The sequence below is a fragment of the Geomonas sp. RF6 genome, from assembly GCF_021044625.1.
In the GTDB taxonomy this organism is placed as follows: Bacteria; Desulfobacterota; Desulfuromonadia; order Geobacterales; family Geobacteraceae; genus RF6.
In genome coordinates this window covers 4,438,336-4,463,351 of record NZ_CP087999.1, presented here as the reverse complement: position 1 = coordinate 4,463,351, position 25,016 = coordinate 4,438,336, and the positions used below count along the sequence as shown (strand labels likewise).

Below are 25,016 nucleotides of genomic sequence, written 5' to 3'. Positions count from 1 at the left end.
GCCGACGCCAGACTATAAAGATACTGCTCCAGAAAGGATTGACGTGCAGGCACTGTCCCGGCGTCTGGAAGAGGCGGAACAGATTCTGGAAGCAATCCGCAATGGCGCGGTCGATGCCGTCGTCGTCCACGCTCCCGAAGGAGACAAGATCTACACCCTCCAGGGCGCGGAGCACCCCTACCGGGTTCTGGTCGAGACGATGAAGGAAGGTGCAGCCATTGTCGGTCCCGACGGGAAGATCCTCTACTGCAACCGGCGCCTGGCGGCCATGCTCCAGGTTCCGCTGGAGAAGATGATAGGGAGCTCGCTCTCCTCCTATATCCATTCTGCCGACGCATCGAGTTGTCTGGCACGCGTCATGGACGGCGTACCTCTCTCGGAATCGAGGGAGATTACCCTCGTGCGCGCCGATGGCGCCCTATTGCCGGTACTTCTCTCCTGCAGTCCCGGCGAATTCTCCGGGAGCCCTGCCACAGGGGTGATTATCAGTGATATCAGCCTCCTCAAAAAGGCAGAAAAGACCATATTGCGCTTGAACCGCCTTTACGCCGTGCTAAGCGCAACCAACCACGCCATCCTTCACGCCGCAGATCCGGTGTCGGTATTCAGAGAAGTCTGCCGCCTCTCCGTCGATGTCGGGGGATTTCGCCTCGCCTGGGTGGCTCTGGCGGAGAGCAGCCACGGGGCGGCAACGGTCGCGGCCGCCAGTGGCGAGACGGGATATCTCGACGGCATCGGACTATCGCTGGCAGATGACTCGGAGGGGATGGCGCCGGCAAGCACCTCGATCCGGCACGGCAACCATTACATCTGCAACGATTTCTCCACTGATCCCCTTACCGCTGCATGGCACGCGCGCGCCCACCGGCATGGACTCCAAGCCGCGGCAAGCATCTCCATAAGAGAAGGGGACAAGGTCATTGGCGCGCTGACGCTCTATGCCGGCGAGAAAGATTTCTTCGATGTTCAGCAGGTCGAGCTGCTGCAACAGATGGGAGCGGAGATATCGTTCGCCCTCGATACCCTGCAGCAGTCGGCACTGCGCAAGGAGGCTGAACAGGCGCTGCAAGCCGAGACCTTCGAGCGCCTGCGTGCCGTGGAAAGCCTGCGGCAAAACGAGCAGATGCTGATCCACCAGAGCCGGCAGGCGGCCATGGGAGAGATGCTGGGGAACATCGCCCACCAGTGGCGCCAGCCATTAAACAGGTTGGGACTGCTCGTCCAGCAGACCCAGTTTGTCTACTCTCTCGGGGACTTCGACGGCGAGTACCTCGAAAAGAACACGGAGAAGGCGATGGAGGTCATCAGGCACATGTCGCAGACCATCGATGACTTCCGTGACTTTTTCAGGCCGGACAAGGAGAAGGTCAGGTTCAACGTCAGGAACGAAGTGATCAAGACACTTTCGCTGATGGAGGGGAGCCTGCAGGGGCAGGTCATGAGCATCGATATCGGGGTCGACGTGCAGGACGATCCGGTGGTGGAGGGTTACCCCAACGAATTCTCCCAGGTGCTGCTGAACATTCTCAACAACGCCCGTGACGCGCTCGCCGAGCGCCGGGTGGCAGACCCGAAGGTAACCATCCGGGTGAGGAGCGAAAAAGGGAAGACAGTAGTGTCCATCGCCGACAATGCCGGAGGAATCCCGGCAGCTATCATGGACAGGATCTTCGAGCCGTATTTCACCACGAAGGGACCGCAATGCGGGACCGGGCTCGGACTCTTCATGTCAAAAACCATAATTGAAAAAAATATGGGCGGAGTTATTGTGGCTCGAAACATCGATGACGGAGCGGAGTTCATCATTGAGATATGAGCTGTAATTTAAAAACCTTCCGGAACTATCCCCTGCAGCCCGCCATCGACGGCTCCCCCTCTCCTACCCCCTCCAGCCGCAGCATCCTTTTCGCAAAACCACCTTGCCCAAAACGAGAGCGGGCTCCCCAGCATCCACAGCCCTCCAGTCGCAGTCCTAAATCTGGCGCGGCAAGCCTTAGCGCCGCCGCCTGCTACTTCCCCTTTCCGTCATGAACGCCTGAAGTGCGCGCCGTGGTAAAGAGCGCGGCGGGGGTGGAACACACCTTGCTCTGACAGTACTGGTCGCAGTCGTATTGCCGAGAAATTCAGATTACGCGACAAATAAGCAGGGGGTGAATTACAGCAAAAGCGGTGAATACAGGCCCTCTCGTCGGAAGATCACAGGTTTCGCACGATTTCTGCCTGCTGAAAAGAGATGAAGGACGGTTCAAACCCTAACCAAGGAGGTTTCAAAATGAACAGAAAAGTCTTCTTGTCGTCAGCTGTGGGATTCGTTCTTTATGCCGCCACCACCCTGTCCGCTTATGCGGTCCCCTTTACCGACTCGTTGCCCGACACTCTCGGTCCACTCGACGGCGGATCCCTCGCCTATTCCGTCTCCGCCCCCAGCTTTTCATCTGCTGCGGGGGCCACGCTCACCTTCGACCTCCTGGGATACGGCACGGTGGATGGCGCTCCTCAATGTTACGCCCCGGACACCTTCCGGCTCATCGTGAATGGGGACCTCCTCTTCGAGGGGGGGTTCGTCATGGGAGGGGGCGGAAGCACCTTCGTGAACTACATGAATCCCGGCGTCACCATCCTGTCGACTGCGACCAATGGTTTTGGCAATGGCGGACTCACCAGATTCAGCGTGGCACATACCCTGCTGTCGGGGAGCAACACCTATATATTTGACTACGGCGTCATGCAGGGACTGAGGGATGAAGGGTGGGGGCTTCGAGGGGCGAGCGTAACTGCAGAAATCAACACCGACATGCCTGATCCCGCATCTGTTCCGGAACCGTCGACTGCCGTTCTTCTGGCCGCGGGGCTGACGGCGATTGCGCTTGTCAGGCGTCTGCGCTGCAGCAAGAAGCTGGAAACTCCCACCGCAGCCTAAGCTTCCGCACGGGATGACGCGGCTTTCGCGGATGCGACTGTACCCCTGCGAAGCCGCGCAACCCGCCGCGTCACGCTCCTTCCGGATTCCCCTCCTTTGACAACTCTTGCAGCCTGTCCAGCACCCTCGCCACCTCTGCCTCCAGATGCGCAGCGAGATCGCCGGCCGCGGCGAGATCTCCTTTCTTGCCGCTTTGCTCCAGCTTTTCCGCCATGCATCGCGCCGCCTCCGCGGTGACGAGGGCAAGGGCTCCCTTCAGCCGGTGGGCAGTCTTCTCCACCGCGTCCGCATCCGCAGCCCGCACGGCGGCCACAATATCCGCCATCTGCGCCGGGGCATGCTCCACGAAGGTCGACACCACGATCTGGTACGTCTCCGGGTCCCCCCCCACATGCCCGAGGAGCGAGGCGGCATCGGCGACCGCATTGCCACGCACCCGCGACCAGTAGGCGACCTTGCCGTTCAACGACTCCGCGGTCACCGGCTTCGATAGGTAATCGTCCATTCCCGCATGCACGCACCTATCCCTGTCACCCTCGAGAGCGTGAGCGGTGAGGCCGATGATCGGCACCTCCACCCCCATGCCGCGCAGAGCCCGCGTCGCCTCGAAACCGTCCATCTCCGGCATCTGCACATCCATGAGGACCACATCGAAGCTCCCCGACAGGCAAGCCTCCACCGCTTCGATACCGTTTGTTGCAGCCGTCACCCGCGCCCCTGCGCGCCGCAGGAGCGCTTCTGTCACCGTCAGGTTGACCGGGTTGTCCTCCGCCACCAGGATGTGCCTGCACAAAAGATCGTCCAGCGGGGGCTCGCCCCCCTCGCGAGGTCCTTCCTTCGCCTCGTCGGTGCCGGGAGATTCCATCTGCACCAGCGACTGCAGGAGCGTTTTCCCCCGGATCGGCTTCACGAGGTACGTCTTCATCCCGATTTCGTGCACGCGCCGCGCTCCCTCGGCAATCCTGTCGGACGGGATCATGAGGAGCGCGCACGTCTCGACCGGGAAGCGTTCCTTGAGCATTTCCGCGAGAGAAAAACCCTCCATGTCGGGGAGATGCGCGTCGATCAGAATGAAGTCAAACGGCTCCTTTGTCTCCTCTACCCTGGCAAGCCCGTCCCCCCCGAGAGAGACCGCTTCCACCTGCAGCCCGTACGACCCGAGCAATCGCTCAAGCATGAGGCGGTTCGTCTCGTTGTCTTCCACCACCAGCGCTCGCCGGCCGGAAAGCTTCTCCGCGGTCGGCGCCTTCGCAGTGTCTGCATCCTCGACAGGAATCAGTTCGATGTCGAAGGTGAAGGTACTCCCCTCCCCCGGATGGCTCGACACATGTATCTCTCCCCCCATGAGCTCGACGATCTTTTTGGAGATGGCGAGGCCAAGGCCGGTACCGCCGTAGACGCGCGAGGCCGAGGGATCCAGCTGGGTGAAGCTGCGGAAAAGGAGCCCCTGCTTCTCCGGTGAGATCCCTATGCCGGTGTCCCTCACCGAAAAGAGAAGCCGCCACGCCCCCCCAGCCGCCGGTGTCCCCTCCACCCGCACCGCAACCTCTCCGTGCTCGGTGAACTTCACCGCATTGCCGATGAGATTCATGAGAACCTGCCTGAGCTTCACCGGGTCGCCGCGAAAGCGTTCCGGCACCTCCGGGTCGATCGCCACCGCAAATTCGAGTCCCTTCTGGAAGCCGATGACGGAAAGCGCCTCCGCGACGTTCTGCACCGACTCGTGGAGGTCGAACTCCACATCGTGGAGAACCGCTGCCCCCGCCTCGATCTTCGAGAAGTCGAGGATGTCGTTGACGACAGAGAGGAGCGCGTCTGCCGAGCCTTTCACCATCTGCAGGTACGGCCGCTGGAGTTCGTTCAGCTCGGTCTGCAGGAGGAGCTCCGTCACTCCGATGATGCCGTTCATGGGGGTGCGAATCTCGTGGCTCATGTTTGCCATGAAGTCCGTCTTTGCCTGCGCCGCCGCCTCGGCGAGCTCGCGGGCCACCTTGTGGTCCTGGATGTCGGTGGAGGTGCCGAGCCAGCGCAGGATCTCTCCGGCTTCGTTCCTCACCGCGAGACCTCGGGCGATAAACCAGTGGTACTCCCCGTCGGCGCGCCTGAGACGGTACTCGTCCTCGTACGGTTCTCCGCTGCGCACGCTCTCACCCCAGCGCTCCACGACGCGGCCGACGTCGTCAGGGTGGAGAAAGCGCAGCCAGCCGGCATCGGATGACCCGTCGGGGTCGGAGCCGGTGTATTCGTGCCACTTGGCATTCTGATATTCCGACGAGCCGTCCGGCCGTGCCACCCACACCAGTTGCGGCAGCGCCTCAGCCAGCTGGCGAAATTGCGCCTCCTTTTGCTGCAGCGCGGCCGTTGCCTGCCTCTGCTCCGTCACATCGATCCCCGTCCCGATCCACTCCACGATCTTGCCGCTCCCGTTGCGGATCGGCACCCCCCTCGCGAGTATGTTGCGCCACTCTCCGTCGCGCCTGCGCAAGAGGTACTCCACTTCATATCGACCGGTTTCGGTGGCCTCTTGCCACGCTTTCGCTACAGCCGGCCGGTCCTCGGGGCGAAGCACCTCCATCCAACCGAAACCGCGCGCCTCCTCACCGGTCTGTCCCGTGTACTCCTGCCATTCCTGTATCTCCTGGTCCGCTCGTCCTGCGGCGTCCACCCTCCATACCACCTGCGACGAGGCCTCCACAAAGGAGCGGTAGCGCTTCTCATTGAGGCGCAGAGCCACGGCGGACGCATTGACCCACTTCGCCGTCTTGTACACGATGAAGGAAAAGACGAAGATCCAGGAGAGGACGAGGATACTGGTACCGAAGTAACGCTCGTACAAGCCGAGCCGCTCCCCCTTCAGGCGCAGCCACCCCAGAATTATCGGAAGGATGAAGGCGGCGGGGAGGAGCCGACGGACCGCGATCCCACCCGGGCCGGGGGAGGAGACGAGCTCCATCACCCCCTCCCCCGGGCGGGCAAAGAAATTAAGGAGAATGACTGCAGCGCCGGTGACGGCAAAAGAGATGGCTCCGGGGGGACCCATCCGGTTGGGCGCTGTGATCGCCAGGGCACCGGGAGGCTCCTGCGCGATGAGCTGGTCGATCCCGAGATCCCAGCCGAAGATGTGCTCGAGAAGTGTCAGCGCTCCTATCGACATTGCCGCTCCCCCCATCGCCTGCGCCGCGCACCGCCAGCGCCCTTCTCCTCTCCCCAGGGCGGTGAGGGCGAGGGCAAAGCCGGTCAGCAGCAGGCAAAGGGAGGCATTGGTCTTCATGGTGATGGTATGAAAACCGCGATAGGACATCTCGCCGCCGAGCCAGGCAGCGAAGAACACCGCTCCGATCAATGCGGCCGTCACACCTGCGCCACACGAAGCTATCTGCCATCGCCGTTCGATGACCTGGTCTCTCTGGAACATGACCTCAACCGGCTGCGGTGCACCGTTGATCAACGGCGGCACCAGCAGCCACCCCTCTTTCCGGGGTGTCAAAGGGAAGTACTTGAACCGAAAAGAGTTGCCTAAAGAATATGACTGCCATTATCATACAACCCTGACTTGTTTTCGAGAAGGAAAGACTCGACCGTGCGCCGAAACAGGAGGATGGATGGCCATGGAAAAGAAAGTGCGTGTCCTTGCTGCGGAAGACGATCCGGTGAACGGGATCTATCTCAAGAGCGCCCTCAGGCATTACGGCTTCCAGACGGACCTCGCCCACGACGGGCGGGAAGCGGTCGAAATGTGGGAGAGCGGGAGCTATGACGTGATCGTCATGGACGTGCAGATGCCGCACATGGATGGCCTTGCCGCCACCCGCCAGATCAGGGAGAGAGAAGGAGAGCGCGGGGGACATACTCCTATCGTGGCCATGACCGGAAGCACCTCGAGCGAAGATGAGAAGGCGTGCATGGAGGCGGGGATGGACGCCTGGCTCGCCAAGCCGGTCGATTTGAAGAAGGGGACGGCTCTTCTGAAGGAACTGCTGAAAGAGCCGGAAGAGTAAGCTTCACATCTCACCCTGAAGCGTCTCAGGTACATCACCACGAAGCACTGCAGGAGACCTGACGTTCCCCCCTTCGCAAAGGGGGGGACGCGAGGCCGCCTGCGGCGCTTCATAAGGAAATACTACGGCTTCCCCGGAATTCTCGGATGAGCCTTCTTGCAGGGCTATCCCCCCTCCGCCACCTCGACCCGGTTGCGCCCCCCTCCCTTCGCCGCGTACAGCGCCTTGTCGGCGGCCTTTACCAGGTCGGTCGCGTTCAGCCTTTGCTCCCGGCAGCTCACGGCGACGCCGAGGCTCATGGTGACGGGGATCATGCCCTCCGAGGTATTGAATTCCTTTTCCGAGATCCGCTGACGGATCCTTTCCGCAAAGGCCATCGCACACTGTCTGCCGCAGTCCGGGAGTATTACCAGGAACTCCTCGCCGCCGTAACGCCCGATGGAGTCGTAGGCACGGACCTGGGTCAGCATCTTCTCGGCTGCCACACGAAGGACGGAGTCGCCTGCAAGGTGCCCGTACCGGTCGTTTATCCTCTTGAAGTGGTCGAGGTCGGCCATGATGGCGCCAAGACACTTTCCTTCCCTTTCGGCCCTCGCCATCTCGTGGCTCAGGATGGAGAGGATCTCCTCGTGGTTCCAAAGCCTTGTCAGTGAGTCGCGAGCGGCCTTTTCCTGGAAGAACTCGCGGGCGGCGATGAGCTCGTTTTGCAGGTCGATGATCCTTCTCCCGGTCCGCAGACGAACCCGCAGTTCACTCACCCTGAACGGCTTGGTCAGATAATCGTCCGCTCCCGCCTCCATCCCGGTCACCAGATCCTTGTCACCCTGCTGCGAAGTGAGGAGCATCACGTAGGTGTACACCCCGTGCGCGCGCCTCCTGATCCGCCGGCACAGCTCCGGCCCGTCTATCCCCGGCATCATCCAGTCGAGTATCGCGAGTTTTGGTGCGTCGTCCGAATTGAGTATGTGCCAGGCTTCCGCACCGTCCTTCGTAACGACGACCTCGTATCCCCACTTTATCAGTACATCCGTGAGCAGCCGGCGAAAAGCGGGCTCGTCTTCGGCGATCAGGATCTTCATTCGCGTGCCCCCTGCTCCCTCCCCGGCACAACGTCATCATCATCGACAGGCGCCGCCGCCCCCTCATCAGGCTCAAGGGTGAAGAAGAAGCTCGCTCCCTTCCCCACCTCCCCTTCTGCCCACACTCGCCCACCGTGCCGCCTGATGATCCTCTCGACAGTCGCGAGCCCGATGCCGTGCCCCTCGACCTCGCCCGGCCCGGGAAGGCGGTGGAACGGCTGGAAGATCTTTCCGGCATCGGCGGTGTTGAAACCGATGCCGTTGTCGCGTACGAAGTAGATCGACTTCCCGCCGCTGAGCGTGGCGCCGAACTCGACCCGCAAGGTGTCCTTAGTGCAATTGTACTTCATGGCGTTGCCGAGAAGGTTCTGCAAGACTATGCGCAGAAGGGAAGCATCGCAGTTTCCAACAACCCCTTCGGCGATCTCGACGGCGACGCGGCACGCCGGCGCCAGATACCGGAGCTCTGCCGCGACCTCCGTCGCGATCGCCGAGAGATCCACCGGCTGGCGCGCCAGTTGGGCATGCGCGAGGCGGGAGAAGTCAAGAAGGGCGTCGATCAGACGGTTCATGCGCAGGGTGCCGTTGTACGTCTCCTCCAGGTATTCCTGACAGGTCGGATCGAGCCCCTCCCCGCACATCTCTCTTACGATCTGGCTGTAACTGTTGATGACGTTCAGGGGATTTCGAAGATCGTGGGCAATCATGGAGTTGAACGCCTCGAGCTCCCTGTTGGCATGCTCCAGATCCGCCGCGCGCGCTGCGAGACGCGCATTAAGCAGCTCTATCTCGGCCTCCCGTTCCTTCCGCTCGGTGATGTCGCGAATGACGCTCATGATAAAGGAGCGCTCGTCGAGCTCGAAGGTCGCCGTGGAGAGGAGGCCGACTATAGTGTTACCGCTCCTCGTCCTGAGGCGAATCTCGAGGTTGCGCGCCAGCGTCTCGCCGGAGACTGCCCGCAGCACGCTCCCCCGTTCCGCCTCCCCTTCCCAGACCGGGAGGTTGCCCAGGACGTGCCCCACTATCTCCTGGCGCTGGTACTCCATCGTCTGCAGGAAGCTCTCGTTCGCCTCCACCACCGTGAGGTCACTCGTGGTGCTGATGAGGATCAGCGCCGGGACAGCACCAAAGAGTGTGGCGAACTTGTGCTGGGACTTCTCCAGCGCCCGCACCATGTGCCTGTGCTGGGTTATATCCTCCTTGATGGCGACATAGTGGGAGACCTCGCCGGAGTCGCTGAAGATCGGCGCCACGGAGGCGTGCTCCCAGTACAGTTCCCCGTTCTTCTTCCGATTGAGGAACTCCCCCTGCCATACCTGCCCGGCCGAAATAGTCCTCCACAGCTCCTGGTACGTCTGGACCGGCGTCTGCCCGGACTTCTGCAGGCTTACGTTCATCCCCACCACTTCATCGGCACTGAACCCGGTCAGCTCCTGAAACTTGAGGTTCACGTACTCGATCGTCCCGTCGCGGTCGGAGATGACGACCGACACAGGGCTGTGTTCGACGGCCCAGGAGAGCTTTCGGAGATGCTCGTTTTTCCTGTTCAGTTCTTTCTTCAGGGAGAGGTATTTGAACTTCCGGTCGAGGAGGGCGAAGAGCTTCTCGTAGGACAGGGGCTTCAGGAGGTAACCGTTTATGCCGACGTCGATCGCCTTCACCAGGTACTCGGTGTCGTTTGACGCAGTCAACGCGATTATGACGGCATCCTCGTCCATCGACTTGATTCTCTCGGCGAAGGAGATCCCATCCATGACCGGCATGATGAGATCGGTGATAACGACGTCGGGGTGCTCCCTCAGGAAAAGGGACACCCCTTCGGCGCCGTTTGCTGCCTGGTGGATGCGCAGGCCGGGGTAGCGGCGGCCGAGTTCCTCCACCATCCGCTCGCGGGCGCAGGCATCATCCTCAACGTAGAGGAGCGCCATTTCATGCGGCTTTACCTCAGCCATGACGGCCCCCGGGCGCGAGGTCACGTTCAGAATATGTGAAGCATACCTTGAGCTCCCGCATCTATGATCCTGAATTCCTTACGCAAAGCAGCACCTTACAAAGCGGCGAGTGGCATGCCGCCCCAGCAGCCCTTCCGAGCCTTCATTATATTAGCTATGACGAAAAAAAGGGAGCTTTGCGTATACGGCAGATCGGAGGGTGTGTGCAAAGGCATAAAAAAAGCCTGCCTCCCAAAGGAGCCAGGCTTTTCAGTCCATGTAGTGAATGACCTACTTGAAGGTCTTCAGGATGTAGTCGGCGATGGCCTTCGCTTCCTTGTCGGGCACCGTCTTCGCGTCGAACTTGGTCATGCCGGGGCCGGGGTTGCGCATCTTGGCGATGATGTCTTTCTGGCTCTTCACGCCGTTTTTCGCCATGACCGCCTTGCTGAGGGTTTTCTGCGGATTGGAGACGTTGCCGCCGTTCGGGTGGCATGCCGCACAGTGCTTCTCAAATTCCGCTTTACCGTCGACTTTCTCCCCTTTCTTCGTGTCACAGAAGGCAGAGGTTGCAAAGAGAGAGATCGACAGCATGGCTACAGTAGCAATGGTTCCTTTTTTCATTTCATTCCTCCAGGGAGAGTGAAGTTGTCGTTGCGAAAAAGGCAACCATACTATTTTAACTAGAATTTCCGTTTGTCAATTACCCTTGTGGCTTTTCCTTCAGCGCGCGGTATTGTATTCGGCTCGACGAGTTTGACAGTAGCGCCGACGCCTAACACTGAGTCGATGCGACGCTCTACCTTGTCGAGAAACGCCTTTTGCTGCTTCATCTCGTCGAAGAAGATGTTTTCAGTAACTTCGATGCGCACCTCCAGGGTGTCGAGCGTCCCCTTCCGGTCGACCACGAGCTGATAGTGCGGCTCGCACCCTTCCACGGCGAAGAGCACCTCCTCGATCTGGGAGGGATATACGTTTACCCCCTTGATGATGAGCATGTCGTCGGAGCGCCCCATCGTCTTCTTCATGCGCACGGTGGTCCTCCCGCAGTCGCACTTCCCGTACTCGAGGGAGGTGATGTCCCTGGTGCGGTAGCGGATCATCGGGAACGCTTCCTTTGTGAGGGTGGTGAGGACGAGTTCCCCCACGCTCCCCGGCGGCAGCACCTCTCCGGTGTCCGGGTCGATGATCTCGGCAACAAAAGAGTCCTCGCAGATGTGCATACCCTTCTTGCACTGGCACTCCCCCGCAACGCCGGGGCCTATGACCTCCGAGAGGCCGTAGTTGTCGGTGGCGGAGATGCCAAGCCGCGTTTCGATCTCCCGGCGCATCGCCTCGGACCACGGCTCGCCGCCAAAAAGGCCGACCTTGAGGGACAGGCTCTTCGGGTCGACCCCCATCTTCTCCATCCGCTCGGCGATGGTGACCGCATAGCTCGGAGTACATACAAGAGCAGTCGTCTTGTAGTCCTGCATGATCATGATCTGCTTCTCGGTGTTTCCGGAGCCGGTGGGGATGACCGAGGCGCCGATCATCTCGGAGCCGTAGTGCAGGCCGAAAGCGCCGGTAAAAAGGCCGTAGCCGAAGGCGATCTGCACCACGTCGTCGTGCGTGACTCCTGCTGCGGTCATGAAGCGGGCGACTATGTTTGACCAGGTCTTGATGTCCTGGCGGGTGTAGCCGACAACAGTCGGCTTCCCGGTGGTGCCGGACGAGGAGTGGATGCGCACGACCTCACGCAGAGGGACCGCGAACATGCCGTACGGGTAGTTGAGCCGCAGGTCCTCCTTCGTGGTGAAGGGGAGCTTGGAGAGGTCCGCGATGGAGCGGATGTCCTCCGGCTCCATGCCGATTTCCTTGAAGCGGTTCTTGTAGCAGGTGACATTTTTGCAAACGCGGTTCAGGGTTGCCTGGAGACGTTCCAGCTGGAGCTGCTCCATCTCCTCCCGCGGCATGCACTCGAACTGTGGATCCCAAATCTGCATTGGCATGACCTCTCTTTCAAGAACTGCATCCGGCGCGCGACGGCGTCGGTTTGCCGGGCGGCGGTGAGCCTCTCCGGGCAAGTGACGACGTATCTTACTTTATTCGCCCCCCGGGAAGGACCAGGCATTACGTTCCCCCCTTTGCGAAGGGGGGACAGGGGGGATTTGATCTTTGTCGGCAGATCCGGAGTACTCTCCAGACGCCGCAGTCGTTTCCAGGAAAAACAAATCACGGGCAACAGCAACTTGCCCATCCTCTTTTTGGAAGGGTTACGGCAGCATAGAAATCGAGCACTTGCGCCGTTGAGGGATTGGCCTGATCCGAACGAGAAGCAAATCCCCCCTGCCCCCCCTTCGCAAAGGTTCTTCCGGAAATTCCGGGGGCGCGTGGGTATTGCCACGAAGCAATGCAGACGGCCTAGCGTTCCCCCCTTTGCGAAGGGGGGGCAGGGGGGATTTGATCTTCAAGTCTCATCCAGAACCGCAGCCCGTTTAACAGTACATCTCGGTTCTCGAACCGCACTACTGCGGCAGTCTAAAGATCAACGACATAAACCCCACCAGCTTTTTACAAATTGGAATCTCAAAGAAATGCTTGAGACCACAGTATTTGCTCACTTTGCAGGACGGTCTGGCCAAGTCAAATCCCCCCTGTCCCCCCTTCGCAAAGGGGGGGACGCGAGGCCCCGTGCGGCCTTTCATTGGAACATACTACAGCTCCCCCGGAATTCCCGGATGAACCTTCGCAAAGGGGAAAACGTTAGGTCCCGTGCTGTGCTTCGTGGAGATAGTTTTCGGCGGGCTTTACACCTACCTCTCCCAGATCTCCTTCTTGTCCCGGCCGAGATAGGCACGCTGCACGTCTTTATTCTCCAACAACTCGCTTGCCTGCCCCTCGAGAATCACCCTGCCGGTTTCCAGTACGTAGCCGCGCTCGGCAACCTTCAGCGCGGCTCGCGCGTTCTGCTCCACAAGAAGGATGGTGGTTCCCTCTTCGTCCCGAAGCTTCTGGATCACGCGGAATATCTCCTGCACGACAAGGGGCGCGAGCCCCATGGACGGCTCGTCCAGAAGGAGAATGCGCGGCTTCGCCATCAGCGCCCTGCAGATCGCGAGCATCTGCTGCTCACCCCCCGAGAGGGTCCCAGCCGCCTGGCGCCGGCGCTCCTGAAGCCGCGGGAAAAGAGTGTACATCCGCTCCAGATCCCCTTTTATCTCTTCCTTTTCACCCGCGCGGTAGCGCAGGTAGGCGCCGAGCTCCAGGTTCTCCTCCACGCTCAGGGGATTGAAGACCTGGCGCCCCTCCGGAACCTGGGAAAGCCCGCGCGCCACGACCCTGTCGGGGGAAAGAGCCACAATCGGCTTCCCCTCCAGGACGATCTCGCCGCGCGCTGCGGGGACGACGCCGCACAGCGTGTTGAGGAGGGTGGTCTTGCCGGCGCCGTTTGCGCCGATAAGGGTGACGATCTCGCCGCGCTTCAGATGCAGCGAGACGTTCTTCAGTGCGTGGACCTTCCCGTAATAGGCATCTACATTTTTGAGCTTTAGCATTGTCGGCTTTCAGTACGCGTGAACCCGGTCCCTCGTCTCATCAATGATCCATGGGCGAGGCGGGAATAGATGGCGTTTAGCGGGATCGGCCTGCGCCTATTCCCCGAGGTAGGCGGTGATGACCGCCTGGTTGTCCTGGATCTCGCGCGGCGTCCCCTCCGCAAGGAGGGTCCCCAGGTTCAAAACGACGAGCGCATCGCAGATGTCCATGACGAGGTCCATGTCGTGCTCTACGAGGGCGACGGTCACCCCCAGATCACGGATCTTCTTGATAAGATCGGCAAGCTCAGCCGTTTCAGCGCTGTTGAGCCCTGCTGCGGGCTCGTCCATCAGGAGGAGTTTCGGCCCGAGCGCCATGGCGCGGGCGATCTCCAGCGCCCTCCCCTTTCCGAACGGCAGCGCACCGGCGGTGACGTCCGCCAGATCGGGAATCCCCACGAAGTCGAGCCACTCCAGCGCCTTCTCCCTGATCCTGCGCTCCTCCGCCCTCTGCCACGGCATCCTGAAGGCGCAGGACAAAAGCCCGCTCGAGCTCTGGGTGTGCATTCCCACCATCACGTTTTCCAGCACCGTCATCTTTCCGAAGAGCTCGATGTTCTGGAATGTGCGCACCATGCCGAGCCCGGCCCTGCGCTCGGAGGGGAGCGCGGAGACGTCGACGCCGTCGAGGAGCACTGCCCCCTGCGACGGCGGGTAGATCCCGGTGGCGACGTTGAAAAGGGTCGTCTTCCCGGCGCCGTTCGGCCCGATGATCCCGGTAATCGATCCCTTCGCCACGCCAAAGGAGATTCCCTGCAGGGCGGTCAGGCCGCCGAACTTCTTCGCCACATCGGTGAGCCTAAGCATCGCTTCTCCTCCCTTTCGGCGCAAAGCGCGCGACGAGCTCGGGAATGACCCGCACCAGCCCGCCGGGGAGGTAAATGGTCATCGTCACGAGAAGAAGACCGTACACCACGATGTCATAGTCCTGGAAGGTCCGCAGCATCTCCGGCAAAAGGGTGAGGAGCAAGGCTCCCAGCACCGAGCCGTACACGCTCCCGAGTCCCCCGATGACGACCATGGTGAGGAGCTCGACGGAGATGTGGAAACTGAAGGAGGTTGGGGAGATAAAGGTCATCACGTGGCTGTAGAGGCTCCCTGCGAGGGCCGAGATGAGGGCGGAGAGTGCGAAGACCTGCACCTTCATGAGGCGTGCGTTCACTCCCATGACACGGGCCGCCACCTCGGAGTCGTGGATGGCGCGCAGCCCCCGCCCGAAGCGGGAGTTCACCATGTTGAGGCTGAGGAGAATGGAGACGAGCGCGAAGCCCCAGACCAGGTAGTAGTTCTTCAGATCGGTGTCGAAGACGAAGGTGCCGGCGGCGAGGTTGGGGATGCCGGAGAGTCCCGACGGCCCGCCGGTGAGATCGATCGTCTCGTTGAAAGCGATGTGCGCGATGATCCCGACGCCGAGGGTGGCCATCGCGAGATAGTGCCCTTTCAGCTTCAGGACCGGGAAACCGATGGCAAAGGCGAAGGCGGCGACACAGAGTGCGACGACGATCATGGCGGGCCAGGGGTTCCAGGAAAAGACGGTGGTGAGGACCCCCGAGCCGTAGGCGCCGAGGCCGAAGAAGGCCGCCTGCCCGAGGGAGATCTGCCCTGCGTAGCCGAGGAGGAGGTTGAGCCCCAAGGCGAGCATGCTGTTTATCCCGACAAAGACGAGGACGTTGGTGAGGTAACCGCCGGCGAGAGGCAAGGGAGCCAGGAGCACAACCACGGCAAAGAGGAGAAATTTTATTCGTTCGCTTTTTAACACGGTTACCCTAAACCTTCCAAAGTGACGTGGCTCCGCTCGGTATCGACGACGTACGATTGTTTCACTTTTAAACGATACAACTTCAGCGTCAGTGCCGGGATTCTGCCGGAAACGCTGCGCTTATTCCGGCCTACATGAAGTACATGGATCACATGGACCACATGCACCCGTTTCCGCTACACCCTCTCGGTCTCCCCCTTCTTGAAGAGACCCTGCGGTCGCACAAAGAGAATGAGGAGGAGGATGAAAAAGGCGATGGCGTCCTTGTAGCCGGAGGATACGAGCCCCGCTCCGAGCGATTCGAGGATGCCGAGGATGAGACCACCCAGCACCGTCGCCACCCCGCTCCCCATCCCCCCCATAATGGCGGCGCAGAACCCCTTCAGCCCCAGCATGATCCCCACGTCGTAGCTCGTCATGGTGAGCGGAGCGATGATGACGCCCGCCAGCGATCCTACCGCTGCGCTGATTACGAAGGAGAAGAGGACCATGCGCTGCACGCTGATGCCGACCAGGTTAGCCGCGCGGCGGTTGAAGGAGCAGGCGCGCATCGCCTTCCCCGTGATGGTGTGGTAGAAGAAGTAGCGGTTTGCCACCAGCACGACGACGGTGACCCCGAAGATCCACAGGTGCTGCGGCAGTATGGTCGCTCCTGCAAGATCGATCGGGGTGTTACCCGAAAAAGCTGAGAGAGCCTGGGTGTCTTTCCCCCACAGGAGCATCGTGACGCCGCGGATCAGGATGCTGGCGCCGATGGTGATGAGAATAAGGGAGAGGGGGGTCGCGTTCTTCAGCGGGCGGACGGCGCACCGCTCAAGGACTATCCCCACGACGGTAGTGCCGCAGATCGCTGCAGCCACCGCGAGGATCAGCGGCAGCTGCAGCGTGGAGATGCAGAAGATGGTCAGCACGCCGCCGAGCATCACGAACTCGCCCTGGGCGAAGTTAATGATCCCGGTGGAATTGAAGATGATGGAGAAGCTCAGGCCGATGAGGGCATAGATTGCGCCCGTGGCAAGGCCGGAGATGAGAAACTGCGCTATCTGTGAAACATTATCCATGAATTACTTGACCAGTACCCAGTCCTTCTTGCGCACTTCCACCAGGACGAAGGCGTCCTTGGTGAGGCCGGCGTGATCCGCCGGAGAGAAATTGAACACCCCGCCTATGCCGGCGAAGTTGCGGGTCTTCTCGAGGGCGGCGCGGATCCCTGCCGGGGTGTCACCCCCCCTCTCGATGGCGGACTTGAGAAGCATGACGGCATCCCAGGCGTGGCCGCCGAAATGGTCCCCTTCGGCCCTGAAGTGGGTCTGGTAGTCCTTCACGAAAGCAAGAAGAGACCCCTTCTGCTTGTCGCTGTTCGGCAGCAGGTCGGCGACCAGCACCTTTCCTGATGGGAGGCGCACACCCTCGGCGGCATCACCGGCGAGCTGGATGAACTTCTTCGAGGAGACGCCGTGGCTCATGTACAGCGGCATGGTGAGCCCCAGCTGTCTGGCGTTGCGCGCGACGACCGCAGGACCGGGATTCGTCCCCCAGCAGATCAGGGCTTGAGCCTGGCTGCCGCGGATCTTCGTCAGCTGCGCGGTCATGTCGGTGTCTTTCGGACCGTAGGTGTCGTCGGAGACGATCTCGATGCCGTAACGGGATGCCTGCGCCTTCAGCTGCTCGCGGCCGGAGGAGCCGAAGGAGTCGGAGACGGTGAGGATGGCTACCTTTCTCTTCCCTTCCTTCTTGAGCTGCTCGTAGATGCGGGCGACGGCGAGGCCGTCGTTCTGGGCGGTCTTGAAGACGTTCTTCTTTACCGGCTCGGTGATCTTGCTGCCGGCCGAGCAGGAGATGAGGGGGATGCCGGCTCTCTCCACTACCGGAATGACAGCCATCGTGTCGCCGGTGGTGCTGGGGCCGATGATGGCCACGACCTGGTCGTTCTTGATGAGCTTGTTGGCAAGCTGCACCGCCTTGGAGGCGTCGCCGCCGGTGTCGTAGGTGATGAGCTCGAGCTTGCGCCCTTTCACCCCGCCGGCCTTGTTGATCTCGTCTACCACCATCTGGGCGGTGTTGCGTTCCGGCTCGCCGAGGAAGGAGGCGGGGCCGGTAACGGCAAAGAGGGCTCCGATCTTTATCGGAGCGGCCGCGAAGGCGGCAGTAGAGCAAAGAAGAAGTGCCATTGCCCCAAAAGCTGCGAGACGTTTTTTCACGATAACCTCCCTGGCTGCGTCAATGCATGGTAGTCGGATCATATCTGCTGCGGCACATCGCCCCCTCACCCCTTGCGGGGGAGGGCTGGGGGGGGAATGTTCCACGTTGAAGCATATGGCAGCTTCACCCACCCCCCGTCCCCCACCCGTCAAAGGAGGGGAGCCCCCTGAAGCATGTTCCGCTGTGAAGGGGGAGTCGAGGGTGATTCGCCCCTACTTTACGATCGTCCAGTTCCCCTTCGCGATGCGCAGCATTTCGAAGGCGGAGAGATCGAGGCCGTTGTGGTCGGCGGCATTGATGTTGAAGACGCCGGAGATGCCGACGAGCTTCCCCCCCTTCTCTATTCCGTCACGAATCTGCGCCGGGGTGGTGGCGCCTTTGCGGATTGCACCGGCGATAAGCTGGAAGGCGTCCCAGGCATAGCCGCCGAAGGTGGAGGGCTCAACCTTGTAGGCCGCCTTGTAGCTGTCCACGTACTCCTTCAGGACCTTCGCCTGCGGATCGTTCTTTTTCAGCAGGTTGTACACCGCAAGCTTCCCCGCGGGGAGGACGATCCCTTCGGAGGCGTCGGCACCGGCGAGCTCGATGTACTTCTTCGAGGCGACGCCGTGGCTCTGGTACAGCTGGGTTTTGATGCCGAGCTGCTGCAGGTTCCTGGTGATGACGGCAGGGCCGGGATTGGTGCCCCAGCAGATGATCGCATCCGGCTTCGCGGACTTGATCTTCAGGAGCTGCGGGGTCATGTCCGTATCTTTCGGTGCGTACACCTCGTCGGCCACGATCTTGAAACCGCGCTTGCCGGCCATCGCCTTCAGCTGCTCACGCCCGGACGAGCCGTAGGAGTCCGAAACGGTGAGGATGGCGATGTTTTTCTGCTTCTGGCGCTCCGCCTGGATCAGGATCTTTTCGGCGGCGACGTGATCGTTAGCCGGCGTCTTGAATACCCACTTTTTCACCGGGTCCGTGATCTTCACCCCGGCTGCGCAAGAGATGAGGGGAATCTGCTCCTTCTCCGCAATGGGGATGATCGCCATCGTCTCGCCTGTGGTGCTCGGCCCGACTATCGCGGAGACGCGGTCGTTTTTGATGAGTCTGTTGGCGAGTTGCACCGCCTTTGTGACGTCACCGCCGGTGTCGTAGATGGCAAGCTCGATCTTGCTCCCGTTGATCCCCCCCCTGGCATTCGCTTCCTTTACCAGAAGCTCCAGCGTATTCTTCTCAGGCTCCCCGAGGAATGAGGCAGGACCGGTGACAGCGAAGAGCGCTCCGATCTTGACGGTGGGGGCGGCAAGCGCCGCACTGGAAGAAAGAAGCAGCATCACACCGCATGCCGCCGACAGCAACCTACCCATACTACCCTCCTTGGTACTGGCCACATTGCATGACAAAAAGCCAGCCGGTATCATACCCCATCCCCGTACAATCCCTCACCTTGAAGGGAAGAACTCCCTTGCGAAAGAGACTGGAGGGGCCCAAGGATACTCCTGGTCACTCCTTTTCAGATTCCCATCCCCCGCCTGACCTTCCCCTCGAAGGGAGAGCTATTCACTCTTTCCTTACGGGAAGGGGGGCAGGGGCCCAGGGAGTAGTTTGCTGCGGGACAGCCCGGAAATGTTCTTCCGGCAATTCCAGGGCGGCTAGATCGTACCGTCCCCTCCCGTCAAGGGAGGGGGGGACCTTCCTGACGCTCCCGATTACCCTCCGTAAAAGAAGGGAGAAACACTTTTACTACATGCTGTACAGGCGGTCCCCCGGGAGCACGGTAAAGTTTTTCCCGGTGAGTGTGGAGATAGCCTTCTCCGTTTCGTCAAAGCGGAAGATCATTACCGCGTTCTCCTCGCTGCGCTCCACAAACGCGTACATGTACTCGACGTTGATGCCGTCGGCGTCGAGCGCCTGAAGGACGTCTGCGAGCCCGCCGGGGCGGTCCGGGATCTCCACCGCGACGACCTCGGTCTTGCTGACGGTGAACCCCTTCTCCTTCAAGACGGTCTTGGCGCGCTCCGTATCGTTTACGATGAGGCGCAGGATACCAAAATCGGAGGTATCGGCCAGAGAAAGGGTGCGGATGTTGACGCCGGCATCACCCAGGGTGCGGGTAACCTCGGCGAGCCTACCGAACTTGTTCTCGATGAAGACGGAGATCTGTTCCACGTGCATGTGATGCCTCCTTTGACCGGAAGTTGAAGAATCCAGAGGCGATGAGGCTTTCCGTCCGCGGGTTCACCTGAGCGCCTTTCCTTTGTGCCCTTTGCGTCTTTGCGGTTCGAAAAGCCTTTCAGGCCCTTTCTGATTTTGCCCTACCCTTTCCGCTTGTCGATCACCCTCTTTGCTTTCCCTTCGCTGCGAGCGATGCTCTTCGGCTCGACGAGACGGACGTGGCAGGTGACGCCGAGCATCTCCTTGATCTGCTTCTCGATCTTGCCGGAGAGTGCCTGCAGGTGCTTGATCTCGTCGGAGAAGAGCTTCTCGTTGACCTCGACCTGCACCTCGAGTGTGTCCAGGTTACCCTTGCGGTCCACGATAAGGAGGTAGTGCGGCTCGACCCCGTCGACCCCCATGAGGACGGTCTCGATCTGGGAGGGGAAGACGTTCACGCCGCGGATGATCAGCATGTCGTCGCTTCTGCCGCTCATGCGGGCGATCCGGGCATGGGTCCTGCCGCAGACGCACGGCTCGTAGGAGATGGAGGTGATGTCCCTCGTGCGGTAGCGCAGGAGCGGAATCCCTTCCTTGGTGATGGTGGTGATGACGAGCTCGCCAAGCTCACCTTCGCCGAGGACGGCGCCGGTCTCCGGGTTGATAATCTCGGCGATGAAGTGATCCTCCCAGATGTGGAGCCCCTTTTTCGCCTCGTGGCACTCGATGGCCACACCCGGCCCCATGATCTCGGAGAGGCCGTAGATGTCCACCGCGGAGAGATTGAGCTTCGACTCGATGTCGCCGCGCATCTCCTCGGACCACGGCTCAGCGCCGAAGATCCCCACCCGCAGCTTCAGATCGCGGAAGTCGATCCCGTCCTCCTTCGCTGCCTCCGCCATAAAGAGGGAATAGGAAGGCGTGCAGGTAAGGACGGTCGATCCGAAATCCTGCATGATCATGATCTGCTTTTTCGTGTTGCCGCCGGACATGGGGATGACGGAGGCGCCGAGACGCTCCGCGCCGTAGTGGGCGCCGAGGCCGCCGGTGAAGAGGCCGTAGCCGTAGGAGTTGTGGATGATGTCGCCCTTGTGCACTCCGGCGGCGGCGAAGGAACGCGCCATGAGCTCCGACCACGTCTCGATGTCGTGCTTCGTGTAGCCGACGACTGTCGGCTTGCCGGTCGTCCCGGAGGATGCGTGGATGCGGACGATGTCCTCCATCGGCGCGGCGAAGAGGTTGTACGGGTAGGAGTCGCGCATGTCCTGCTTGTAGGTGAAGGGGATGCGCTGCAGGTCTTCGAGGGACTTGATGGAATCGGGGGTGATGCCTGCCTTGTCGAGGGACTGGCGGTAGAAGGGAACGTTGCTGTAGACGCGGGCAACGAGCGACTTCAGCCTTTTAAGCTGCAGCGCACGGATCGCTTCGCGCGGCAGGGTCTCAAAATCCTCATTGAAGAACATGGCAATCCCTCCAACCAAAGGCCACCGGGGAAAAGGTCCCCCGACATGGCAAAGTATTTCCTTGTAGAGCGGCATGGCATGTAGGCCGGAATAAGCGCAGCGTTTCCGGCGGTCCACACGACGCCGCCTGTGTGCCGGGAACGCCTGCGGCTTATCCCGGCCTACATTTTATCCCGGCCTGCATCACAGCTTCCCGGCAACGCTACAGCGAGCGCCCGAGTGCAAACGCGGCGAGGTTGACCGCCAGCGCCTTCTTCGGCACCATCCGCTCCAGGGCTTCCTGCCAGTATTTCTCCTCGATCTGCAGACGGTTCGATATCGCGCCGAGGAGGACCGTATTGGCCGCCCGCGCGTTCCCCGCGTCCGCCGCGAGCTTCTGGCCGTCGATCAAGAGAAAATCCGGGAAGCGGGCGGCTATCTTCTCCGGAAGCCCCGCCGGATACTCCTGCTGGCCGTTCAGCACCGCAGGAGGGGGAATGCACAGGTCGTTCACCACCACCGTCGCGCCGGGGCGCAGCAGCGGAAGGCTGCGGTAGCTCTCCAGGATCTCGAAGCCGAAGAGAATATCCCCCTCACCTTCGGGAACGATCGGGGAGTAGACCTTGGAGCCGAAGCGCACATGGGAGACGACGCTCCCGCCGCGCTGCGACATCCCGTGGATCTCGCTCTTCTTCACGTCGTACCCGGCGAGCATGAAGGTCTCCGAAAGGATCTCGGAGGCGAGGAGGATCCCCTGCCCACCGACCCCCACCAGGAGGATGTTGGTAACCTTATCGCTCATTTGCTTCTCCGATCGCCGAGAATTTGCACAGCTGCCTGCAGACGTCGCACCCGGTGCAAAGGAGCGCATCTATGTGGGCTATCCCCTTCTTACCCTCCCCCGGAAGCCACTGGATGGCGGGACAGCCGATCTTCAGGCAGGCGCGGCACCCCGTGCAGGAGAGAGGGTCGACCACGTAGCAGGGCCCCTTCTTGAACACCCCTTCCCTCTTGATGAGGACGCACGGCTTGTTGGTGATGATGACCGAGACCTCCGGACGCGCCATCTCCTCCGTTATGACCTTCTCGCACTCGGCGAGGTCGAGGGGGTTCATGGTGCGCACATGCTGTACGCCGACCGCCTTGCACAGCATGTGCAGATCGACGCTGAAGGTCGGGTCGTCCATGAGGGTGTGCCCCGATGCCGGGTTCTCCTGACGCCCCGTCATCGCGGTGATGCGGTTGTCGAGGATGATGACAGTGGAGGCGGCCTTGTTGTACACCATGTCCATGAGGCCGTTGACGCCGGTATGGAGGAAGGTGGAATCGCCGATCACCGCGACGACCTTGCTGCGCTCCTCCTCGGGGATGACCTTCACCACGCCGCTCGCCATCCCGATGGAGGCGCCCATGCACACGCAGGTGTCCATGGCGGAGAGTGGCGGCATGAAACCGAGGGTGTAGCAGCCGATGTCGCCGGAGACGTACGCCTTCATTCTGTTGAGGGTGTAAAAGACGCCGCGGTGCGGGCATCCCGGGCACATGTTGGGCGGGCGTCCCGGAAGATCCTCTGCAGCCATCTGCTGCGCCGCCGGCAGACCGAACCCCTGGCGCAGACGACCCGGTGTGAGCTCGCCGCACAGCGACAGGAGTTCCTTCCCCTTCACCGCGATCCCGAGCGCCTTTACCTGCTCCTCGATGAAGGGATCGAGCTCTTCCACCACATAGAGGGTTTCCACCTTCCCGGCGAATTCCCTGATGAGATCGAGCGGGAGCGGGTGCACAAGGCCGAGTTTCAGGACGGATGCCTCCGGAAGGACCTCGCGCACATAGTGGTAGCTCACGCCCGAGGTGATGATCCCCATGGAGGCATCGCGCATCTCGATCCGGTTTACCGGAAGAGTCGCCGCGTCCTTCGCCAGATCGCTCATCCGCTGCTCCACGACGAAGTGGCGCTTGCGGGCGTTGCCGGGGAGCATGACGTACTTCGCCGGGTCGCGCATCAGGTGCGGCTGCGGCAGGTCGGTCACCGGAGCCGAGGTCTCCACCACCGATTTTCCATGGGAGATGCGGGTGGTGGTGCGAAGCATCACCGGGGTGTCGTACCGCTCGGAGATCTCGAAGGCGAGCTTCGTGAAGTCGAGGCACTCCTGCGAGTCGGACGGCTCGAGCATCGGCACCTTGGCGAATCTCGCGTAGTGGCGGTTGTCCTGCTCATTCTGCGAGGAGTGCAACTCCGGGTCGTCCGCGGTGATGAGCAAAAGGCCGCCCTTCACACCGGTGTAGGAAAGGGTGAACAGCGGATCCGCCGCAACGTTGACGCCGACGTGCTTCATGGCCACGATGGCGCGGCCGCCGCCGAAAGAGGCGCCGATGCCTACTTCGAGAGCGACTTTTTCGTTGGGAGCCCAGGAGGCATTAATCTCGGGGTAGCGGACGATGTTTTCGAGGATTTCGGTGGAGGGGGTGCCGGGGTAGGCACTGGCGACTTTTACGCCCGCCTCATAAGCGCCGCGGGCAATGGCTTCGTTGCCTGAGAGTGTTTCCTTCATATAGGATTGATCCTTTATAAATACGAAGAGAGAGACGGCGAACTATACAAAAGGATTGGTCAATGTGTCAACGTTTTATTGGCTTCAGAGGTTGACGACAGGGTATGGTTTTGGCGAGAACAATCAACTATTTATGGATACGAAAAAGAGGCAGGAAAAGGCTTGTGGCGCGGGCAAAGGAGAGGGCCGCGACAAACGAGTGCCACTTCTTGCGGCAAGCGTAACACTGTTGCATTGGATGCCGAAACGCCCCCTTTCCTGGACCAGGAAAGGGGGCGTCGGGTGGTCACGATGCCGGTGTCATTGTACCTCGATGTACCTCGATGTACCTCAATGTAGGCCGGAATAAGCGGAGCGTTTCCGGCGATCACTCTACCGCTGGCAACAACATCCCTGCTAGGACGGAGCTATGGAAGCAGCGGCAAAGGGATCAGCATCACCGCCGCCGACAGGCTTTGGGAGCTCTACCGCCACCGACGACAGGATCAGCCGATCCCCTTCCTCCGTTACCATGTGCGCGCTGTGCTCGATAAGGTCATAGAGGTGCTGGTACTTTGCCACTTCGGCGCGTTCACAGGTCTTCCGCCCGTAATATCTCCCCGGATGAACGAAGGCATCTGTAGCTACATTTTGGTCATAGATGGCGAAGTCGAAGGAGCTGGCGATCTCCCTTCCGCTGACTTCCACGCTGTTTGGCAGGTCTTCCCGGAAGGCGACCCGGACGTCGATGCCGTCGCGGTGCTGCGCCGCAATGACCTTTAGCACCTCAGCGTCGTTGATCTCGTCACGGGTGGTGACGAATACGCGCGTCACCGATACCCCCCTCTCCAGTGCACGCACATTGGACTGATAGTAGTTCACCAGTGTGGCGCGGGTAAGCCATCCACTGGGAAGGACATCCACGCACCTGATCTGCCGCACCGCCCGATCGGCGAGTTTTGCCCCCTCGAGGTAGAAGTTCATTTCGTCGAGTTGGATGTACCCCTGCTGCAACAGGGTCAAGGCCTTCATTGTGGAAGAAATTATCTCCTGAGCCTGGATCTTGCACTCCGCGTCTGTGATCGCCGCCATGGCACCCGGTATTTCATGGCTCAGCCGGTACTCCTCGACAAGGGCCGATTTTGTCCGCAAGATCTCCTCCCGGATGAGGTAGGTAACGAGCGAGAGCAACGCGCCGACGCCGAAAATGGTATAGGCGCCCTGCTCAAACTTCAGGACCGTGTGGAAAAAGATCGCAAGACCGGAACCTACAAGGAACTCCACAAAGACCGCCATCTCGTGCAACTTCTTACCAATCGTCATCAATTCTCCTCCCGTTTCTGGCAATAGAAAGGCCAGCGAGCCTCATCTCCTCGAGAGCCGGCTCCCCGGCCGATTTGTACACCCGCTGGTTTTCTTCAACGATGAAAAATTGTACCG

The 25,016-nt window shown here is 60.9% G+C and carries 19 protein-coding genes; 3 read left to right on the top strand and 16 right to left on the bottom strand.

What is annotated here, in order from left to right; all coding sequences use genetic code 11:
- Positions 1-43: 43 nt before the first annotated feature.
- Both LPW11_RS19060 and LPW11_RS19055 read left to right on the top strand, forming a co-directional pair.
- Positions 44-1,816, top strand: coding sequence for a GAF domain-containing protein (locus LPW11_RS19060; protein ID WP_230995453.1), 1,773 nt, complete (start codon positions 44-46; stop codon positions 1,814-1,816).
- Positions 1,817-2,272: 456 nt separating this feature from the next.
- Positions 2,273-2,920, top strand: a complete 648-nt coding sequence (locus LPW11_RS19055; RefSeq protein ID WP_230995452.1) for a PEP-CTERM sorting domain-containing protein — start codon at positions 2,273-2,275, stop codon at positions 2,918-2,920.
- Between the two features lie 70 nt (positions 2,921-2,990).
- Here LPW11_RS19055 and LPW11_RS19050 read toward each other — a convergent pair whose 3' ends face one another.
- Positions 2,991-6,377: a hybrid sensor histidine kinase/response regulator gene (locus tag LPW11_RS19050; RefSeq protein WP_230995451.1), complete on the bottom strand. Its 3,387-nt coding sequence runs from the start codon at positions 6,375-6,377 to the stop codon at positions 2,991-2,993.
- A gap of 151 nt (positions 6,378-6,528) precedes the next feature.
- Here LPW11_RS19050 and LPW11_RS19045 point away from each other — a divergent pair, with 151 nt between their 5' ends.
- Complete coding sequence (locus tag LPW11_RS19045; RefSeq protein ID WP_230995450.1) at positions 6,529-6,918, top strand: response regulator; 390 nt, start codon at positions 6,529-6,531, stop codon at positions 6,916-6,918.
- 164 nt (positions 6,919-7,082) lie between these two features.
- Here LPW11_RS19045 and LPW11_RS19040 read toward each other — a convergent pair whose 3' ends face one another.
- From LPW11_RS19040 to LPW11_RS18970, 15 genes are all read right to left on the bottom strand, one after another.
- Positions 7,083-7,997, bottom strand: coding sequence for a GGDEF domain-containing response regulator (locus tag LPW11_RS19040; RefSeq protein WP_230995449.1), 915 nt, complete (start codon positions 7,995-7,997; stop codon positions 7,083-7,085).
- Entirely contained in the window at positions 7,994-9,949 is a 1,956-nt protein-coding gene (locus LPW11_RS19035) for a PAS domain-containing protein (RefSeq protein ID WP_230995448.1), read from the bottom strand. Before LPW11_RS19035 ends, LPW11_RS19040 begins: the two co-directional genes overlap by 4 nt.
- Before the next feature lie 270 nt (positions 9,950-10,219).
- Entirely contained in the window at positions 10,220-10,552 is a 333-nt protein-coding gene (locus tag LPW11_RS19030; RefSeq protein ID WP_230995447.1) for a c-type cytochrome, read from the bottom strand.
- Between the two features lie 59 nt (positions 10,553-10,611).
- Positions 10,612-11,913 carry a phenylacetate--CoA ligase family protein gene (locus tag LPW11_RS19025; protein WP_230998326.1) on the bottom strand — a complete coding sequence of 434 codons (1,302 nt, stop codon included), beginning with the start codon at positions 11,911-11,913 and terminating at the stop codon, positions 10,612-10,614.
- 810 nt (positions 11,914-12,723) lie between these two features.
- Positions 12,724-13,464, bottom strand: a complete 741-nt coding sequence (locus tag LPW11_RS19020; protein ID WP_230995446.1) for an ABC transporter ATP-binding protein — start codon at positions 13,462-13,464, stop codon at positions 12,724-12,726.
- 96 nt (positions 13,465-13,560) lie between these two features.
- Positions 13,561-14,310 carry an ABC transporter ATP-binding protein gene (locus tag LPW11_RS19015; protein ID WP_230995445.1) on the bottom strand — a complete coding sequence of 250 codons (750 nt, stop codon included), beginning with the start codon at positions 14,308-14,310 and terminating at the stop codon, positions 13,561-13,563.
- Positions 14,303-15,262 carry a branched-chain amino acid ABC transporter permease gene (locus LPW11_RS19010; protein WP_230995444.1) on the bottom strand — a complete coding sequence of 320 codons (960 nt, stop codon included), beginning with the start codon at positions 15,260-15,262 and terminating at the stop codon, positions 14,303-14,305. Before LPW11_RS19010 ends, LPW11_RS19015 begins: the two co-directional genes overlap by 8 nt.
- A 176-nt stretch (positions 15,263-15,438) precedes the next feature.
- Positions 15,439-16,323 carry a branched-chain amino acid ABC transporter permease gene (locus LPW11_RS19005; protein WP_230995443.1) on the bottom strand — a complete coding sequence of 295 codons (885 nt, stop codon included), beginning with the start codon at positions 16,321-16,323 and terminating at the stop codon, positions 15,439-15,441.
- 3 nt (positions 16,324-16,326) lie between these two features.
- Positions 16,327-17,433, bottom strand: coding sequence for an ABC transporter substrate-binding protein (locus LPW11_RS19000; RefSeq protein ID WP_230998325.1), 1,107 nt, complete (start codon positions 17,431-17,433; stop codon positions 16,327-16,329).
- Positions 17,434-17,676: 243 nt separating this feature from the next.
- On the bottom strand, positions 17,677-18,816 hold the full coding sequence (locus LPW11_RS18995) for an ABC transporter substrate-binding protein (protein WP_230995442.1): 1,140 nt from the start codon (positions 18,814-18,816) through the stop codon (positions 17,677-17,679).
- Between the two features lie 376 nt (positions 18,817-19,192).
- Complete coding sequence (locus LPW11_RS18990) at positions 19,193-19,624, bottom strand: ACT domain-containing protein (protein ID WP_230995441.1); 432 nt, start codon at positions 19,622-19,624, stop codon at positions 19,193-19,195.
- 140 nt (positions 19,625-19,764) lie between these two features.
- On the bottom strand, positions 19,765-21,066 hold the full coding sequence (locus LPW11_RS18985; RefSeq protein WP_230995440.1) for a phenylacetate--CoA ligase family protein: 1,302 nt from the start codon (positions 21,064-21,066) through the stop codon (positions 19,765-19,767).
- Positions 21,067-21,268: 202 nt separating this feature from the next.
- Complete coding sequence (locus LPW11_RS18980; RefSeq protein ID WP_230995439.1) at positions 21,269-21,847, bottom strand: indolepyruvate oxidoreductase subunit beta; 579 nt, start codon at positions 21,845-21,847, stop codon at positions 21,269-21,271.
- Positions 21,837-23,597: an indolepyruvate ferredoxin oxidoreductase subunit alpha gene (iorA, locus tag LPW11_RS18975; protein ID WP_230995438.1), complete on the bottom strand. Its 1,761-nt coding sequence runs from the start codon at positions 23,595-23,597 to the stop codon at positions 21,837-21,839. The genes LPW11_RS18980 and iorA overlap by 11 nt, the downstream gene beginning before the upstream one ends.
- Before the next feature lie 396 nt (positions 23,598-23,993).
- Complete coding sequence (locus LPW11_RS18970; protein WP_230995437.1) at positions 23,994-24,899, bottom strand: hypothetical protein; 906 nt, start codon at positions 24,897-24,899, stop codon at positions 23,994-23,996.
- Between the last annotated feature and the right edge of the window lie 117 nt (positions 24,900-25,016).

What these genes read in the sequence shown, in the direction of transcription:
- LPW11_RS19055 (WP_230995452.1), top strand. Translation starts at nt 2,273, where the DNA reads ATGAACAGAAAAGTCTTCTTGTCGTCAGCTGTGGGATTCGTTCTTTAT.
- LPW11_RS19045 (WP_230995450.1), top strand. Translation starts at nt 6,529, where the DNA reads ATGGAAAAGAAAGTGCGTGTCCTTGCTGCGGAAGACGATCCGGTGAAC.
- LPW11_RS19040 (WP_230995449.1), bottom strand. Translation starts at nt 7,997, where the DNA reads ATGAAGATCCTGATCGCCGAAGACGAGCCCGCTTTTCGCCGGCTGCTC.
- LPW11_RS19035 (WP_230995448.1), bottom strand. Translation starts at nt 9,949, where the DNA reads ATGGCTGAGGTAAAGCCGCATGAAATGGCGCTCCTCTACGTTGAGGAT.
- LPW11_RS19030 (WP_230995447.1), bottom strand. Translation starts at nt 10,552, where the DNA reads ATGAAAAAAGGAACCATTGCTACTGTAGCCATGCTGTCGATCTCTCTC.
- LPW11_RS19025 (WP_230998326.1), bottom strand. Translation starts at nt 11,913, where the DNA reads ATGCAGATTTGGGATCCACAGTTCGAGTGCATGCCGCGGGAGGAGATG.
- LPW11_RS19020 (WP_230995446.1), bottom strand. Translation starts at nt 13,464, where the DNA reads ATGCTAAAGCTCAAAAATGTAGATGCCTATTACGGGAAGGTCCACGCA.
- LPW11_RS19015 (WP_230995445.1), bottom strand. Translation starts at nt 14,310, where the DNA reads ATGCTTAGGCTCACCGATGTGGCGAAGAAGTTCGGCGGCCTGACCGCC.
- LPW11_RS19005 (WP_230995443.1), bottom strand. Translation starts at nt 16,323, where the DNA reads ATGGATAATGTTTCACAGATAGCGCAGTTTCTCATCTCCGGCCTTGCC.
- LPW11_RS19000 (WP_230998325.1), bottom strand. Translation starts at nt 17,433, where the DNA reads ATGGCACTTCTTCTTTGCTCTACTGCCGCCTTCGCGGCCGCTCCGATA.
- LPW11_RS18995 (WP_230995442.1), bottom strand. Translation starts at nt 18,816, where the DNA reads ATGGGTAGGTTGCTGTCGGCGGCATGCGGTGTGATGCTGCTTCTTTCT.
- LPW11_RS18990 (WP_230995441.1), bottom strand. Translation starts at nt 19,624, where the DNA reads ATGCACGTGGAACAGATCTCCGTCTTCATCGAGAACAAGTTCGGTAGG.
- LPW11_RS18985 (WP_230995440.1), bottom strand. Translation starts at nt 21,066, where the DNA reads ATGTTCTTCAATGAGGATTTTGAGACCCTGCCGCGCGAAGCGATCCGT.
- LPW11_RS18980 (WP_230995439.1), bottom strand. Translation starts at nt 21,847, where the DNA reads ATGAGCGATAAGGTTACCAACATCCTCCTGGTGGGGGTCGGTGGGCAG.
- iorA (WP_230995438.1), bottom strand. Translation starts at nt 23,597, where the DNA reads ATGAAGGAAACACTCTCAGGCAACGAAGCCATTGCCCGCGGCGCTTAT.
- LPW11_RS18970 (WP_230995437.1), bottom strand. Translation starts at nt 24,899, where the DNA reads ATGACGATTGGTAAGAAGTTGCACGAGATGGCGGTCTTTGTGGAGTTC.